The sequence below is a fragment of the Jiangella alba genome, from assembly GCF_900106035.1.
In the GTDB taxonomy this organism is placed as follows: domain Bacteria; phylum Actinomycetota; class Actinomycetes; order Jiangellales; family Jiangellaceae; genus Jiangella; species Jiangella alba.
This window is the reverse complement of record NZ_FNUC01000001.1, coordinates 218180-231817: the sequence shown is the minus strand read 5'-3', so window position 1 is coordinate 231817 and position 13638 is coordinate 218180. Positions and strand designations below refer to the sequence as shown.

Below are 13638 nucleotides of genomic sequence, written 5' to 3'. Positions count from 1 at the left end.
TCAGCGGCTCCACTCGACGGTGAGGCCGTCGCGGCGGCCGAAGCGTTCGAGGTCGCGGGCGAGGAGGTCCTGCAGCTGCCGCAGCTCGTCCTCGGCCGGCGCCTCGACCACGACGGCGAGCGTGCCCGCGCCGGCCCGCAGCGTGCAGCGTCCGGCGGTGAGGGTCAGTGTGGCCTCGGAGCCGTCGCGGTCGACCCGCAGGACGCGGGGGTGGGCGCGGCCGGGCCGGTGGTGGGCGCCGAGGTCGCGGCCGGCGATCGCCTCGGCGTGGTCGCAGAGCCGGCGCAGGTACCGCTCGGGCGTCGCGGTGGCGACGTCGGCGCGGGCGGTCGCTCCCGGCGCGTCGTCCTTGGTGAGCGCGACCAGCCAGCCGTGCAGGCCGCCGGGATCGCGCGGGCTGTCCAGGCGGGTGCGCTCGAGCCGGTCGACGCGCCAGCCCGTGGCGAACACCGCCGCCAGTTCGTCACGGCCGTACCGCCGCGGCCCGCTCTCGCCGGGCTGCAGGTCGCTGAAGCAGAGCACGAACCAGCGGCCGCCGGGCTCGAGGACGGCGCGGACGGCGGCCACGTAGGCCGCCCGGCCGGTGTCGTCGAAGGTGTGCAGGAGGCCGCAGTCGAGCACGGTGCCGAAGGTCTCGCCCAGTCCGGCCAGCTCGCGGGCGTCGCGGCGCAGGAACCGCGCCGTCAGGCCGCGGCCGGCCGCCTTCTCCGTCGCGGTGCGCAGCGCCGTCGGCGCGACGTCGACGCCGGTCGCGTCGAGGCCGCGGGCCGCGCACATGAGCACGTGCTCGCCGGTCCCGCACCCGGCGTCGAGCACCCGGCCGCGGATGGCGCCGTCGTCGGCGAGCGCGCGGAAGGCCGGCTGCGGGTGGCCGACGTCCCAGTCGGGCCGGCCCGAGTACATCGCCTCCCAGTGGTCGCGGCCCCGGCTGCGCCGCCGGGCCAGCAGGGCCAGCGTCGCGGCCGCGACCACGACGATCAGCAGCACCCCGTGGGCGACGCCGAGCACGAGCAGCCCGGACGGCAGGAGCAGCAGGACGGCGACGAAGGCGAGCTTGACGAGGACGGCGGCGGCCAGGCCGTGACGGAGGTGGCCGGCGAGGGCGTGGGGAGGCATCGGCCCAGTTTTACGAAACATTGTGTCTCTGTCAATACACTGTGTCTCTATCGTGGCAGTGTGTACGATGCGGAGGTGCCGAAGCTGTGGAGCGAGACCATCGAGGCGCACCGCCACGAGGTGCGCGACGCGATCCTCGACAGCGCGGCAGGGCTGGCGGCCGAGAACGGCCTGCTGTCGGTCACGATGTCGCAGATCGCGGGGCGGGCCGGCATCGGCCGGGCCACGCTGTACAAGTACTTCCCCGACGTCCAGGCCGTCGTACTCGCCTGGCACGACCGGCAGATCGCCGCCCACCTGACGCGGCTGGCCGAGGCGCGCGACCACGCCGACGGCGCCGAGGCCCGCCTGGTCGCGGTGCTCGAGACGTACGCGCTGGTCCTGCGCCGGCGCGGACGCCACCACCGGCAGCCGCACGGCGCCGAGCTGGCCGCGTTCGTGCACCGCGATCCGCGGGTCGCGCAGGCCGAGCGGCAGGTGCACGACCTGCTGCGCGACCTCCTCACCGACGCCGCGGCGGCCGGCGCCGTCCGCGCGGACGTCCCGCCTGACGAGCTGGCCGCCTACTGCGCCGCCGCCCTCTCCGCGGCCGCCGACGTCCCCGGCGACGACGCCGCCCGGCGCCTCGCCGGGCTCGTCCTGGCCGGCCTGCGCGCGTAGGCGACTGGCGATATTCGGTTGCGGGCGCGGCCGCCGCGCACCATCGTCGGGGGATGAGCGACACGCCTGAGCGGTGGACCCGAGCGACCGTCTACGCGGACATGTGGGTCGACCCGGCGGACGACCCGCGCAACTCCGAGGGCGTCAGCCCCGACGGCGAGCTGGCGACGCTGCGCGACTACCTCGACTCCTACCGGCTGACGCTGCGGATGAAGTGCGACGGCCTCGACGCGGAGCAGCTGGCCCGCCGCTCCGTGCCGCCGTCGACGATGTCGCTGCTCGGCCTCGTGCGGCACCTGGCTGAGGTCGAGCGCGACTGGCGCACCTGGGTCCGGCCCGACGACCCGGCGCCGAAGCTGTACGGGCCGCGCGACGCCGACTTCGACGGCGCCGTCGGCGACCAGGCGGTCGTCGACGGCGCGTTCGCCGATCTCGCCCGCGAGCAGGCCGCCACCGACGACGTCCTGGCGGGGTTCGCCGACCTCGGCGAGCGGGTCGGCCGCGACGACATCGCCGTCCGCGAGCTGTGGGTGCACCGCATCGAGGAGTACGCCCGCCACTGCGGCCACGCCGACCTGCTGCGCGAGTGCGTCGACGGCCGGGTCGGCCAGTAGGTCAGCGGCTCGCGCAGCCGACGCACAGCCGCGTCCACGGGCGCAGCTCCAGCCGCTCGACCGGGATGGCGGCGGCGCAGCGCTCGCAGGCGCCGAAGGTGCCGCGGGCCAGCCGGCTCTGGGCGGCCTCGACGTCGTTGAGGATGCGGGCGACGCTGGCGCGGTGGGCGGCGGCGGGCGAGTCGCCGGCGGACTCGGTCAGCTCGTCGAGCTGGCGCTGCCGGCCGGCGGCGGCCTCGGCGAGCGCCTCCTCGATGCGGGCGCGGGCGTCGCGGTCGATCGCGGGGTAGGTGGGCGTGGTCATGCTGCTGCTCCTGGAGGTGCGCGCCGCGGGCGCGCTGAGGGCTCACTCGCCGCCGGCGGGTGAGCTGGGATGACGGGGTCAGGAGCAGCGGGGCGGGGCGCGGTCGACGCTGCGGCGCAGGACGTCGAGGCCGCGGATGCCGCGGGCGGTCTGGGCCAGCTGGAGCGCCAGCAACGCCGGACCGGCGATGACGTGGGCAGGCTCAGACGTCGCCGTCTGCGCCGTCGCCCATCCCGTCACCATGGCCGCACCATAGCAACGAAGCCCGTGACGGTCGAGGTCACGACTCCCCGACGAGGAGCGCGGCGGCCCGCGGGGCGAGGAAGTGGTCCATGACCAGCTCGGCCGCGCCCTGGGCGGCCACGTGCTCGCCGATGGCGGACCCCTCGACGACGAGGGCGGGGCGGGCGACGACGAGCTCGCCGGCGACCAGCTCGGTCAGCACCGGCAGGAACGCCTGGGCCAGCCGGTTCCACAGTGGCCCGCCCAGCACGACGCGGGGGACGTCGAGGAGGTTGACGAGGACGCCGAGGCCGACGGCGACCCGCCGGGCCGCGCGGTCCAGGATCCAGGTGGCGCCGCTGTTGCCGCCGGCCGCCTGCTCGCACAGCGCCGTGCAGGCGTCGTCGATGGCGACGTAGTCGCTGAGGTCGGGCAAGGGCACCAGCCCCAGCCGCGCCGCCTGGATGACCAGCGCCTCCGGCACGCACGCCGCGGCCAGCCCGCCGCGGCGCCCGGCCCATTCCAGCTGCTCGGCCTCGGGGTCGACGATGAGGTCGCCGACCTCGCCGATGTTGTTCGTGACGCCGCGCAGCACCTGGTTGTCGACGACGACGGAGGCGCCGACACCGGAGCCGAGGTACAGGAAGACGAACGCGTTGGCCGGCGCCTTCGACGAGCGCAGCTCGGCCGTCGCGGCCGCCGTGACGTCCTTGTCGAGCAGGACGGGCAGCCCGGTGGCGTGGTGGAGGTCGGCCCGGAGCCGGACGTTGCGCCAGTTCGGCAGCTGCGGCGGGTCGACGATGACGCCGGCGTGGACGTCCAGCGGGCCGGGCGCGGCGATGCCCAGGCCGAGCACGCGGTCGCGGTCGACGCCGGCCTCGCGGATCACGGCGTCGGCGGTGGCCGCGATCAGCGCCGTGACCTCGGGCGGGTTCGTCGCCTGCGGGGTGCGTTCCTGGCGGCGCAGCCGCACCTGGCCGTCGAGGTCGAGCAGGACGGTGGTGAGCCGCGCGGGATCGATGTGCACGCCGACGGAGAACGCGCCGTCGCGGTCGACGACGAGGGGGATGCTGGGCCGGCCGCGGGCGCTGCCGGCCGGCTCGGTCTCACGGATCAGGCCGTCGTCGATGAGCCGCCGGGTGATGTTCGAGATGGTCTGCGGGCTCAGCCCGGACTCGCGGCGCAGGTCGGCCCGGCTGGCCCCCGGCGAGCGGCGCAGGACGTCGAGCACGACGGCCTGGTTGAAGTCGGCCAGGCGGAGTTGGTTGCTGCCGCGCCGCATGCGACTCCTTCCCTGCCGAGTGGATCATAGCCAGACGATCTTTAATCCAAGCGATTGACGATATCTTCGACGAAGCCTAACCTGTGCCCCAGGTTTAGTCCATCGGATGGAAAAAAGGGTGACGCAATGAAGCGCAGTCGTGTCCTCCTCGCCGTCACGACCGCCGCCCTCCTCACCGGGGTGCTGGCCGCGTGCTCGGACAGCGACGACAGTGCCGGCGGCGACGGACCCGTGACGATCCGCCTGCTCGAGTACCAGCAGGCCCGGGCCGACGCCGTCGAGCCGCTGCTCACCGAGTTCGAGCAGGCCATGGCGGAGCAGGGCAAGGACGTCGAGGTCGAGCTGATCGTCGACCCCCTGACCGACGAGCAGTTCCGCACGAAGATCACCCAGCAGTTCCACTCCGGCACCGCGCCCGACGTCATCGACATGGGCGGCACGCACGTGACCGGCTTCGCCGGGGCCGGCTACCTGCTGGAGCTGGACGAGTACCTCGACGAGTGGGACGCCTGGGGCGAGTACTACGACCCGGTGAAGGACGCCGCCCGGCAGGTCGACGGCCACTTCTACGCCGTGCCGCACGAGGCGAACGTGCAGAGCCTGTTCTACCGCAAGGACGTGCTCGAGCAGCTCGGCGTCGACACCTCGCAGCCGCAGACGTGGGACGACCTCATCGCGCGGCTGGAGCAGGTCACGGCGCAGACGGGCGAGCCGTCGATCGTCATCCCGGCCGGGACGGCGTGGGGCGGCGGCACCTGGACCGAGGGCTTCCTGCCCATCGCCGCCGGCACCGGCAGCACGTTCTACGACGAGGAGACCGGGCGCTGGACGCTGGAGAGCGACGGCCTGACGGCGTCCTTCGAGCTGTACGCCGACCTCGTCGAGGCCGGCCTGCTGCCGGTGCAGGACCTGCTCAACCCGAACCCGTGGGAGCCGACCAAGTACGTGCGGTTCCCCGAGGGCACCATGCCGGTGGCCGCCCAGGGCACCTGGGGCTGGCGCTACGACTGGGGCCCCGAGGGCACCGCGCCGATCGACGACGTGCAGGAGAAGGTCGGCACCTGGGACTACCCGGCGCTGGTGCCGGGCACCGACCCGTACTCGATCAGCGGCGGCGGCTTCGTCTACGGCATCAGCGCCGAGACCGAGCACGCGGAGGCCGCGATGGCGCTGGCGACGTGGCTGAGCACGGGCACCGCGGCGGCCGAACAACTGGCCGCCATCGGCGCCGCGGCGCCGCACCCGGGCATCGCGGACGTCGAGCCGTACGCGAGCGACCCGTCGCTGCTGGACGCGGAGGAGAAGGTCCGCACCGGTATCCGCGCCCCGTTCGGCGACGGCGCCGACCAGGTGTCGCAGGCGGTGCAGAGCGCGACCGAGGGCATCCTGCTCGGTGACGCGGACGGTGAGCAGGCGGCGGCCACGTTCGCCGAGGAGGCGGCGGAGCTGCTGGGCGACGCCCTGGTCGAGCAGTGACGTCGGTCCCGGCGCCGGCCGCGCAGGCCACCCGGCCCAGCCGGCCGGCACCGGGCCGCCCGGGCCGGCGAGCGCTGCACGGCCGCGGCCTGATCCCGCTGCTGCTGGGCCCGTCGGTGCTGCTCATCCTGGTGTTCGTCGTGGCGCCGGCGGTGTACGGCCTGTACCTGAGCCTCACCAACACCCAGCTCACCGGCTTCGCCGCCCGCGACCCGCAGTTCGTCGGCCTGGACAACTTCCGCAGTCTGCTCGGCTCGGACGACTTCCTCACCTCGCTGGGCCGCACCGGCCAGTTCGTGCTGTTCTCGGCGATCATCGGGCAGACGGTGCTCGGCATGCTCGCCGCGCTGCTGTTGCGGCGCACCTGGCTGCGCGGCAAGGGCCTGTTCGGCGCCGCGATCCTGCTGCCGATGGTGGTGCCCGAGGTGGTCGCCGCGCTGACCTGGGCGAGCGTGCTGTCGTCCAGTGAGGACGGCACGTTCAACCGGATGATCGGCCTGTTCGGCGGCTCGGCCGCGGCGCCGCTGCAGGAGTGGCCGATGCTGTCGATCGTCATCGTCAACATCTGGCGCGGCATCGCGTTCGCGATGATCATGTTCCAGGCCGCGCTGGAGGACGTCCCGGACGAGCTGATCGAGGCCTCCAGGGTCGACGGCGCCAGCGCCGCGCAGGTGTTCCGGTACGTGACCCTGCCGCTGATCCGCGGGCCAGTCTTCCTGTACCTGCTGCTGACGACGATCACGACGGTCGGCGTGTTCGGGCTGGTGTACTTCCTCACCCAGGGCGGCCCCGGCTCGGCCACCGAGCTGACCTCGATCTTCATCTTCGAGCGGGCGTTCCAGTACTCGCAGATCGGGCTCGGCAGCGCGGCCTCGGTGATCCTGCTCGCGCTGCTCATGGTGCTCGGGCTGACCTACGTCCGGCTGACGAAGGTGGAGGTCTGATGACGACCGCGGTCCAGCGCGGGCTGCAGTACGCGCTGCTGACGATGCTGGTGTTGTTCTGCCTGGTGCCGTTCGCGTGGGTGGCGCTGAGCGCGTTCGACTCCGCCGCCGGCCCCACGGTGGGCACGCCGTCGTTCTCGCTGGAGAACTTCGCCCGCTTCTTCACCAGCGCCGACACCCCGCGGCTGCTGCTGAACAGCCTGATCATCTCGGTCGCGGCGACGGCGCTGAACCTCGCCTGCGGGCTGCTCGGCGCCTACGCGCTGGCGCGGTTCCGGTTCCGCGGCCGCAGCTTCTTCATGTTCTCGATCCTGCTGATCCGGGTCATCCCGGCGCCCGCGACGATCGTCGCGCTGTACCTGCTGATGGTCCGGATGAACCTGGACGACAGCTATCTCGGGCTGATCCTGGTCGAGGCCGCGGCCGCGCTGCCGGTGACGTTGTGGCTGCTCAAGGGCACCATCGACGCGATCCCGTTCGAGCTGGAAGAGGCCGCCTGGATGGACGGCAACACCCGGCTGCAGGCGCTGCGCCGGGTGGTCTTCCCGCTGGTCGGCCCGGGTCTGGGCGCCGCGGCCATGCTGACGTTCATGGCCGTCTGGGGCGACTTCCTCACCCCGCTGGTGCTGCTGCAGTCGCCGGACCTGTACCCGCTGTCCATCGGGCTGTTCCGCGCCTTCTCGGCGTTCAACCAGGTCGACTGGGGCGTGCTCGCCGCCAGCGCGGTCATCTACATGGTGCCGCCGGCCATCCTCTACGCCGTGCTCCGGCGCCACCTGCTCAAGTCCAGTCTCGGCGGCGCCATCAAGGGCTGAGCCCTGCCATCTCCCCACCTCTCAGGAGCGATCCGTCTTGCTTGCCGATCACAACCCGCACGGCCGTGTCCAGCTCGACGCCACCGCGTTGACGATGCTGCGTGTGCGCCGCTTCACGACGTTCCGGATCCGCCCCGCCGTCTACCGCGACGCGATACCCGCCGAGGTGCGGGCGTGGACGGTGGACGGCGAACCGGTGCCGTTCGCGCACGCCGTGACGCAGCCGTTCGAGCCGTTCCCCGTCGGGCGCACGTGGGGCCGGCCGTGGGACACGGTGTGGTTCGACGTCCGCGGCGAGGTCCCGGCCGGCTGGTCGCCGGACGAGGCCGAGCTGGTGGTGGATCTCGGCTTCACCGGCGAGCAGCCCGGCTTCCAGGCGGAGGGGCTGGTGTACCGGCCCGACGGCACCGTCGTGAAGGGGCTGGAGCCGCTCAACAACTGGGTCACGCTGCCCGAGCCGGGCCCGTTCCACCTGTACGTCGAGGCCGCCGCGAACCCCGTCGTGCAGGTGCCGTACGAGTACGAGCCGACGACGCTGGGGGACCGGGCGACGGCCGGCGACGAGCACCAGTACCGGCTCACCGAGGTGTCGGTGGCCCGCCGCGACCTCGTCGTGTGGGAGCTGCTGCAGGACGTCGTCACGCTCGACGGGCTGGTGGACGTGCTGGCGCCGTCGGGCTCGCGGCGCGCCGAGATCGTGCACGCGCTGGAGCGCATGGTCGACGCGATGGACCCCGACGACGTACCGGGCACGGCGGCGCTCGGCCGCGAGATCCTGGCGCCGGTGCTGGCGAGCCGGGCGGCCGACAGCGCGCTGATCGTGTCGGCCGTCGGGCACGCGCACATCGACTGCGCCTGGCTGTGGCCGGTCCGCGAGACCGTCCGGAAGGTCGCGCGCACCTTCGCCAACGTCCTCGACCTCGCCGAGCGGCAGCCGGAGTTCGTCTTCGCGGCGTCGTCGGCGCAGCAGTACGCCTGGCTGAAGGACAGCCAGCCGGCGCTGTTCGAGCGGGTCCGCAAGGCCGTCGCCGACGGCGTCGTCCGCCCGGTCGGCGGCATGTGGGTGGAGTCGGACACGAACCTGCCCGGCGGCGAGGCGCTGGCGCGGCAGTTCGTGCTGGGCAAGCGGTTCTTCCTGGAGGAGTTCGGTGTCGAGAGCGACGAGGTGTGGCTGCCCGACTCGTTCGGCTACACCGCCGCGCTGCCGCAGCTGGTGCGGGCCGCGGGGGCGCGCTACTTCCTCACCCAGAAGCCGTCCTGGAACGAGACCAACAAGATGCCGCACTCCAGCTTCCTCTGGGAGGGCATCGACGGCTCGCGGGTGTTCACCCACTTCCCGCCGGCCGAGACGTACAACTCCGACCTCGGCGCGCAGGACCTCGCCCGCACCGAGCGCTCGTTCCGGCAGAAGGGCGCGGCCCGGCACGTCCTCGGCCTGTACGGCTGGGGCGACGGCGGCGGCGGCCCCACCCGCGAGATGCTGGCGGCGGCCGAGCGCAAGCGCGACCTCGACGGCTCGCCGCGGGTCCGGCTCGGCGATCCGAAGACGTTCTTCGACGCGGCGTCGGCGGAGCTGGCGTCGCCGCCGGTCTGGGTCGGCGAGATGTACCTGGAGCTGCACCGCGGCACGCTGATCTCGCAGCAGCGGAGCAAGCGCGGCAACCGGCATAGCGAGGCGCTGCTGCGCGAGGCCGAGCTGTGGGCGGCGACGGCGGCGGTGCTGCGCGGCACGCCGTACCCGTACGACGAGCTGGAGAGCGCCTGGCGCACGGTGCTGCTGCAGCAGTTCCACGACATCCTGCCGGGCACGTCCATCGCCTGGGTGCACCAGGAGGCCGAGCGGCAGTACGAGCGGGTGGCCGGCGAGCTGACGGCGCTGATCGACGTGTCGCTGGCGGCGCTGGCCGGCGACGGCGACACCCCCGTCGCCGCGAACGCCGGGCCGTACGCGCAGCACGGCGTCGCCGGGCTCGGCATCGGGCCGGCCACGCCGCCCAGCGCCGCCCGGCCGGTCCGCGAGGGCGAGCGGTTCGTGCTCGAGGACGCCGCGCTGCGGGTCGAGGTCGGCCCGGACGGCGCCCTCGTCTCCGTCCTCGACCGCGCCGCGGACCGCGAGCTGCTGCCGGACGGCGTCGCGGGCGGCGTGCTGCAGCTGTTCCGCGACACCCCGCGCGAGTGGGACGCGTGGGACATCAACGACGAGGACAAGCGCAGCGGCCGCGACCTGCGCGACCCGGTGTCGGCCGAGGTGGACGGCGACGCCGTCCTGGTGCGGCACGCGGTCGGCGACTCCACGATCGACGTCGCGCTGCGGCTGGTGGACGGCCGCCTCGACTACGCCTTCGACATCGACTGGCACGAGTCGCAGAAGCTGCTCAAGCTGGCCTTCCCGCTGGACCTGCGGGCCGAGCGGTCGACGTCGGAGATCCAGTTCGGCCACCTGAACCGGCCGATCCACCAGAACACCTCGTGGGACGTCGCCCGGTTCGAGACCGTCGCGCACCGCTGGATCCACGTCGGCGAGCCCGGCTACGGCGTCGCGATCGCCAACGACGTCGTCTACGGCCACGACGTCCGCGGCGGACAGGCGCCGAACGGCCGCCCGATGACGACGGCGCGGCTCTCGCTGCTACGTGCGCCGCGCTACCCCGACCCCGCCGCCGACCAGGGCCGGCACGCGTTCACCGTCAGCCTCCGGCCGGGCGGCATCCCGGCCGCGATCGCCGACGGCTACGCCCAGCAGCTGCGGCCCCGCGCCACCGTGGGCACGCCGGTCGCGCCGCTGCTGGAGCTGAGCGACCCGGCGATCGTCGTCGAGTCGGTGAAGCTGGCCGAGGACCGCTCCGGCGACGTCGTGGTGCGGCTCTACGAGGCGCACGGCAACCGGTCGAAGGCGACCCTGACCACGTCGTTCGCGTTCACCGAGGTGGTCGCGACCGATCTGCTGGAGCGCCCGGTGCCGAGCGAGGCCGTCGCCGGCACCGACCTCACCCTGCGCCCGTTCGAGCTCCTGACGCTGCGCTTCCGTTTGGAAAGGTAGACCCCATGCCCGACGACCAGACCACCCTGCCGCGCGAGGAGTACCCGCGCCCGCAGTTCCGCCGCGAGCGCTGGCTGAACCTCAACGGCCGCTGGGAGTTCGAGATCGACCGCGGCGACAGCGGGCTGGAGCGCGGCCTGCTCGACGCGCCGCTGAGCGACGAGATCCTGGTGCCGTTCGCGCCCGAGACGACGCTGTCCGGCATCGGCGACCGCGATTTCCTGCACGCCGTCTGGTACCGGCGCACCATCCGGGTGCCGGACGACTGGGCCGGCACCCGGGTGCTGCTGCACTTCGGCGCCGTCGACCACGACGCCACCGTCTGGGTCGGCGGCGTGCAGGTGGGCCGGCACCGCGGCGGATTCTCCGGCTTCACCGTCGACATCACCGACGCCGCTCCGCCCGGCGCCGAGGTGCCGCTGGTGGTGCGGGCCCGCGACGAGCCGCACGCGCCGCAGGCCCGCGGCAAGCAGTCGCGCGAGCACACGCCGCGCGCGGCGCTGTACTGGCGCACCACCGGCATCTGGCAGACGGTGTGGCTGGAGCCGGTGCCGCCGGTCGCGCTGCGCCGCCCGCGGGTCACCCCGAACGTCGCCGCCGGCGCGTTCGACGTCGAGGTCCCGCTGACGGCGAACCTGCCCGGCGGCACCGTCCGCGTCACCGTCTCCGACGACGCCGGCGAGGTGGTGAGCGCCGAGGTGCGCGCCGACCTCGACCTCGCGCCGCGGCTGAGCCTGCCGCTGCCGGCCGGCCGGCAGCGGCTGTGGTCGCCGGCCGACCCGTTCCTGTACGACCTGCGGGTCGAGCTGCGCTCCGCGTCCGGCGTCGTGGACGAGCTCGCGTCGTACGCGGGGCTGCGCAGCGTGGCGATCACCGGCAAGCAGGTGCGGCTCAACGGCGAGGTGGTGTTCCAGCGGCTCGTCCTCGACCAGGGCTACTACCCGGACGGGCTGATGACCGCGCCCAGCGACGCCGACCTCGTCCGCGACATCGAACTGGCGCTGGCCGCCGGGTTCAACGGGGCGCGGCTGCACCAGAAGGTGTTCGAGGAGCGCTACCTCTACCACGCCGACCGGCTCGGCTACCTGGTCTGGGGCGAGTTCGGCGACTGGGGCTGCAACACCGGCCAGGGCGAGACGACGAACCAGCAGCCCGGCGCGTCCTACGTCCAGGAGTGGCTGGAGGTGCTGGAGCGCGACTACTCGCACCCGTCGATCGTCGGCTGGTGCCCGCTGAACGAGACCTGGCAGGCCTACGGCGACCGCATCACCGCGCTCGACGACGTCACGCGGGCGATGTACCTGGCCACGAAGGCGTTCGACACGTCCCGCCCGGTGCTCGACACGTCCGGCTACGCGCACCGCGTCGCCGAGTCCGACATCTTCGACAGCCACGACTACGAGCAGGACCCGGTGCTGTTCGCGGCCAACTACGCCCGCCTCGCCGACGGCGACCCGTACGTCAACCGGGCCGACAGCACCGGCGAGTCGTGGTCCATCGCCTACCGGGGCCAGCCGTTCTTCGTCAGCGAGTTCGGCGGCATCTGGTGGAACCCGGCCGAGGCGAGCCGGCCGCAGTCGATGCGCGAGTCGTGGGGGTACGGCGACCGCGTGCGCGACCTCGACGAGTTCTACGCCCGCTTCGAGGGGCTGGTCGGCGCGCTGCTCGACCACCCGGACATGTTCGGCTACTGCTACACCCAGCTCACCGACGTGTTCCAGGAGCAGAACGGGCTGTACGGCTTCGACCGGTCGGAGAAGTTCGACCTCGCCCGCATCCGGGCCGCGCAGACCCGGCCGGCCGCGATCGAGCGGTCGTGACCCGGCCCAACGTCGTGGTCATCTACGCCGACGACCTCGGCTACGGCGACCTCGGCTGCTTCGGCGCGGACGACCTGGACACGCCCGCGCTGGACGCCCTCGGCGCGTCCGGCGTGAGGTTCGGCCAGTGGTACTCGAACTCGCCGGTCTGCTCGCCGTCGCGGGCGTCGCTGCTGACCGGCCGGTACCCGGCGCGGGCGGGGGTCGAGAACATCTTGGCCGGCTCGCGCGACACCGCGGGCCTGCCGCCGCAGCCGACGCTCGCGTCGGAGCTGCGCGACCGCGGCTACCGCACCGGCGTCTTCGGCAAGTGGCACCTGGGCGTCGAGTCGTCGTACGGGCCGCTGCAGCGCGGCTTCGACACCCACTTCGGCTTCCGCGCGGGCTGCGTCGACTACTACTCGCACATCTACTACTGGGGCGCCACGAACCCCACGCACGACCTGTGGGCGGACGAGTCGGAGGTGTGGTCGGACGGCGAGTACCTGACGACGTTGATCGCGGAGCGGGCGGCGGCGTTCATCGAGTCGTGCGGCGACCGGCCCTTCTTCTGCTACGTCCCGTTCAACGCGCCGCACTACCCGCTGCACGCTCCCGCCTCGTACGTCTCCTTGTTCGAGCACCTGCCGCCGGAGCGGCGGATCATGGCCGCGATGATCAAGGCCCTGGACGACGGCGTGGCGCTGCTGCTCGAGACGCTGGACCGGCTCGGCCTGCGCGACGACACCATCGTCTTCTTCTCCTCCGACAACGGCCCGTCGACGGAGGAGCGCAACTGGCTGAACGGCGACGAGATCGCCTACCGCGGCGGCTCGGCCGGCGGCCTGCGCGGCAGCAAGGGCTCGGTGTTCGAGGGCGGCGTGCGGGTGCCGGCGCTGCTGTCGTGGCCGGGCGCGGTGCCGGCCGGGACCGAGTTCCCGGGCGTCGGCGCCATGATGGACCTCGTCCCGACCCTGCTGCACGCCGTCGACGGGTCGCCGCCGCCCGACGGCGACCACGACGGGGTGTCGCTGCTGCCGTCGCTGGCCTCGCCGTCGGCGGAGGCGGAGCCGCGCTGGATCGGCTGGGACTACGCCACCCAGCTGGCCGCCCGGTCCGGCGACTGGAAGCTCGTGCTCGGCGCCCGCGAGGCGATGGGCCCCGAGGTCGCCGCCCGGGCCGCCCTCTACGACCTCGCCGCCGACCCCGGCGAACGGCACGACCTCTCCGCCGCCGAGCCCGAGCGGTTCGGCGCGATGCTGGCCGAGCTGCTGGCCTGGGCCGACGGCAACGCGCGAGCCCGTTGACCGCCCCGCCGCCGATCCTTCTTGCTCCCTGTTCCATGATCATCAACCTTTTGCGACGC

General features: G+C 73.5%; 12 protein-coding genes. 8 read left to right on the top strand and 4 right to left on the bottom strand.

Features of this window, described 5'->3' with window-relative positions; translation table 11 throughout:
* Nucleotides 1-1116, bottom strand: a complete 1116-nt coding sequence (locus BLV02_RS35360) for a DUF2218 domain-containing protein (RefSeq protein ID WP_074946047.1) — start codon at nucleotides 1114-1116, stop codon at nucleotides 1-3.
* Between the two features lie 75 nt (nucleotides 1117-1191).
* Between BLV02_RS35360 and BLV02_RS01195 the strand changes: the two genes are divergently transcribed.
* Nucleotides 1192-1776 carry a TetR family transcriptional regulator gene (locus BLV02_RS01195; protein WP_069111544.1) on the top strand — a complete coding sequence of 195 codons (585 nt, stop codon included), beginning with the start codon at nucleotides 1192-1194 and terminating at the stop codon, nucleotides 1774-1776.
* 53 nt (nucleotides 1777-1829) lie between these two features.
* Nucleotides 1830-2390, top strand: a complete 561-nt coding sequence (locus BLV02_RS01190) for a DinB family protein (RefSeq protein ID WP_069111248.1) — start codon at nucleotides 1830-1832, stop codon at nucleotides 2388-2390.
* Nucleotide 2391: 1 nt separating this feature from the next.
* Here BLV02_RS01190 and BLV02_RS01185 read toward each other — a convergent pair whose 3' ends face one another.
* From BLV02_RS01185 to BLV02_RS01180, 3 genes are all read right to left on the bottom strand, one after another.
* A complete protein-coding gene (locus BLV02_RS01185; RefSeq protein WP_069111247.1) occupies nucleotides 2392-2694 on the bottom strand; it encodes a TraR/DksA family transcriptional regulator in 303 nt (100 codons plus the stop codon).
* A gap of 78 nt (nucleotides 2695-2772) precedes the next feature.
* A complete protein-coding gene (locus BLV02_RS36200; protein WP_171906730.1) occupies nucleotides 2773-2937 on the bottom strand; it encodes a hypothetical protein in 165 nt (54 codons plus the stop codon).
* A 37-nt stretch (nucleotides 2938-2974) separates the two neighbouring features.
* Nucleotides 2975-4198, bottom strand: a complete 1224-nt coding sequence (locus BLV02_RS01180) for an ROK family transcriptional regulator (RefSeq protein WP_069111246.1) — start codon at nucleotides 4196-4198, stop codon at nucleotides 2975-2977.
* A 126-nt stretch (nucleotides 4199-4324) separates the two neighbouring features.
* Between BLV02_RS01180 and BLV02_RS01175 the strand changes: the two genes are divergently transcribed.
* From BLV02_RS01175 to BLV02_RS01150, 6 genes are all read left to right on the top strand, one after another.
* A complete protein-coding gene (locus tag BLV02_RS01175) occupies nucleotides 4325-5674 on the top strand; it encodes an ABC transporter substrate-binding protein (protein ID WP_069111245.1) in 1350 nt (449 codons plus the stop codon).
* Nucleotides 5671-6618 carry a carbohydrate ABC transporter permease gene (locus BLV02_RS01170; RefSeq protein ID WP_216094200.1) on the top strand — a complete coding sequence of 316 codons (948 nt, stop codon included), beginning with the start codon at nucleotides 5671-5673 and terminating at the stop codon, nucleotides 6616-6618. Before BLV02_RS01175 ends, BLV02_RS01170 begins: the two co-directional genes overlap by 4 nt.
* Nucleotides 6618-7433 carry a carbohydrate ABC transporter permease gene (locus BLV02_RS01165; protein WP_069111244.1) on the top strand — a complete coding sequence of 272 codons (816 nt, stop codon included), beginning with the start codon at nucleotides 6618-6620 and terminating at the stop codon, nucleotides 7431-7433. Before BLV02_RS01170 ends, BLV02_RS01165 begins: the two co-directional genes overlap by 1 nt.
* Nucleotides 7434-7527: 94 nt before the next feature.
* Complete coding sequence (locus BLV02_RS01160) at nucleotides 7528-10473, top strand: glycoside hydrolase family 38 N-terminal domain-containing protein (protein ID WP_069111542.1); 2946 nt, start codon at nucleotides 7528-7530, stop codon at nucleotides 10471-10473.
* A gap of 5 nt (nucleotides 10474-10478) precedes the next feature.
* Entirely contained in the window at nucleotides 10479-12293 is a 1815-nt protein-coding gene (locus BLV02_RS01155; protein WP_069111243.1) for a glycoside hydrolase family 2 protein, read from the top strand.
* Nucleotides 12290-13579, top strand: a complete 1290-nt coding sequence (locus BLV02_RS01150) for a sulfatase-like hydrolase/transferase (RefSeq protein WP_069111242.1) — start codon at nucleotides 12290-12292, stop codon at nucleotides 13577-13579. Before BLV02_RS01155 ends, BLV02_RS01150 begins: the two co-directional genes overlap by 4 nt.
* The last annotated feature ends 59 nt before the right edge of the window (nucleotides 13580-13638 follow it).

Excerpts from the sequence above, each read along its gene's own strand:
- BLV02_RS01185 (WP_069111247.1), bottom strand. The coding sequence starts at position 2,694 with ATGACCACGCCCACCTACCCCGCGATCGACCGCGACGCCCGCGCCCGC.
- BLV02_RS01160 (WP_069111542.1), top strand. The coding sequence starts at position 7,528 with ATGCTGCGTGTGCGCCGCTTCACGACGTTCCGGATCCGCCCCGCCGTC.
- BLV02_RS01155 (WP_069111243.1), top strand. The coding sequence starts at position 10,479 with ATGCCCGACGACCAGACCACCCTGCCGCGCGAGGAGTACCCGCGCCCG.
- BLV02_RS35360 (WP_074946047.1), bottom strand. The coding sequence starts at position 1,116 with ATGCCTCCCCACGCCCTCGCCGGCCACCTCCGTCACGGCCTGGCCGCC.
- BLV02_RS01190 (WP_069111248.1), top strand. The coding sequence starts at position 1,830 with ATGAGCGACACGCCTGAGCGGTGGACCCGAGCGACCGTCTACGCGGAC.
- BLV02_RS01180 (WP_069111246.1), bottom strand. The coding sequence starts at position 4,198 with ATGCGGCGCGGCAGCAACCAACTCCGCCTGGCCGACTTCAACCAGGCC.
- BLV02_RS01165 (WP_069111244.1), top strand. The coding sequence starts at position 6,618 with ATGACGACCGCGGTCCAGCGCGGGCTGCAGTACGCGCTGCTGACGATG.
- BLV02_RS01175 (WP_069111245.1), top strand. The coding sequence starts at position 4,325 with ATGAAGCGCAGTCGTGTCCTCCTCGCCGTCACGACCGCCGCCCTCCTC.
- BLV02_RS36200 (WP_171906730.1), bottom strand. The coding sequence starts at position 2,937 with ATGGTGACGGGATGGGCGACGGCGCAGACGGCGACGTCTGAGCCTGCC.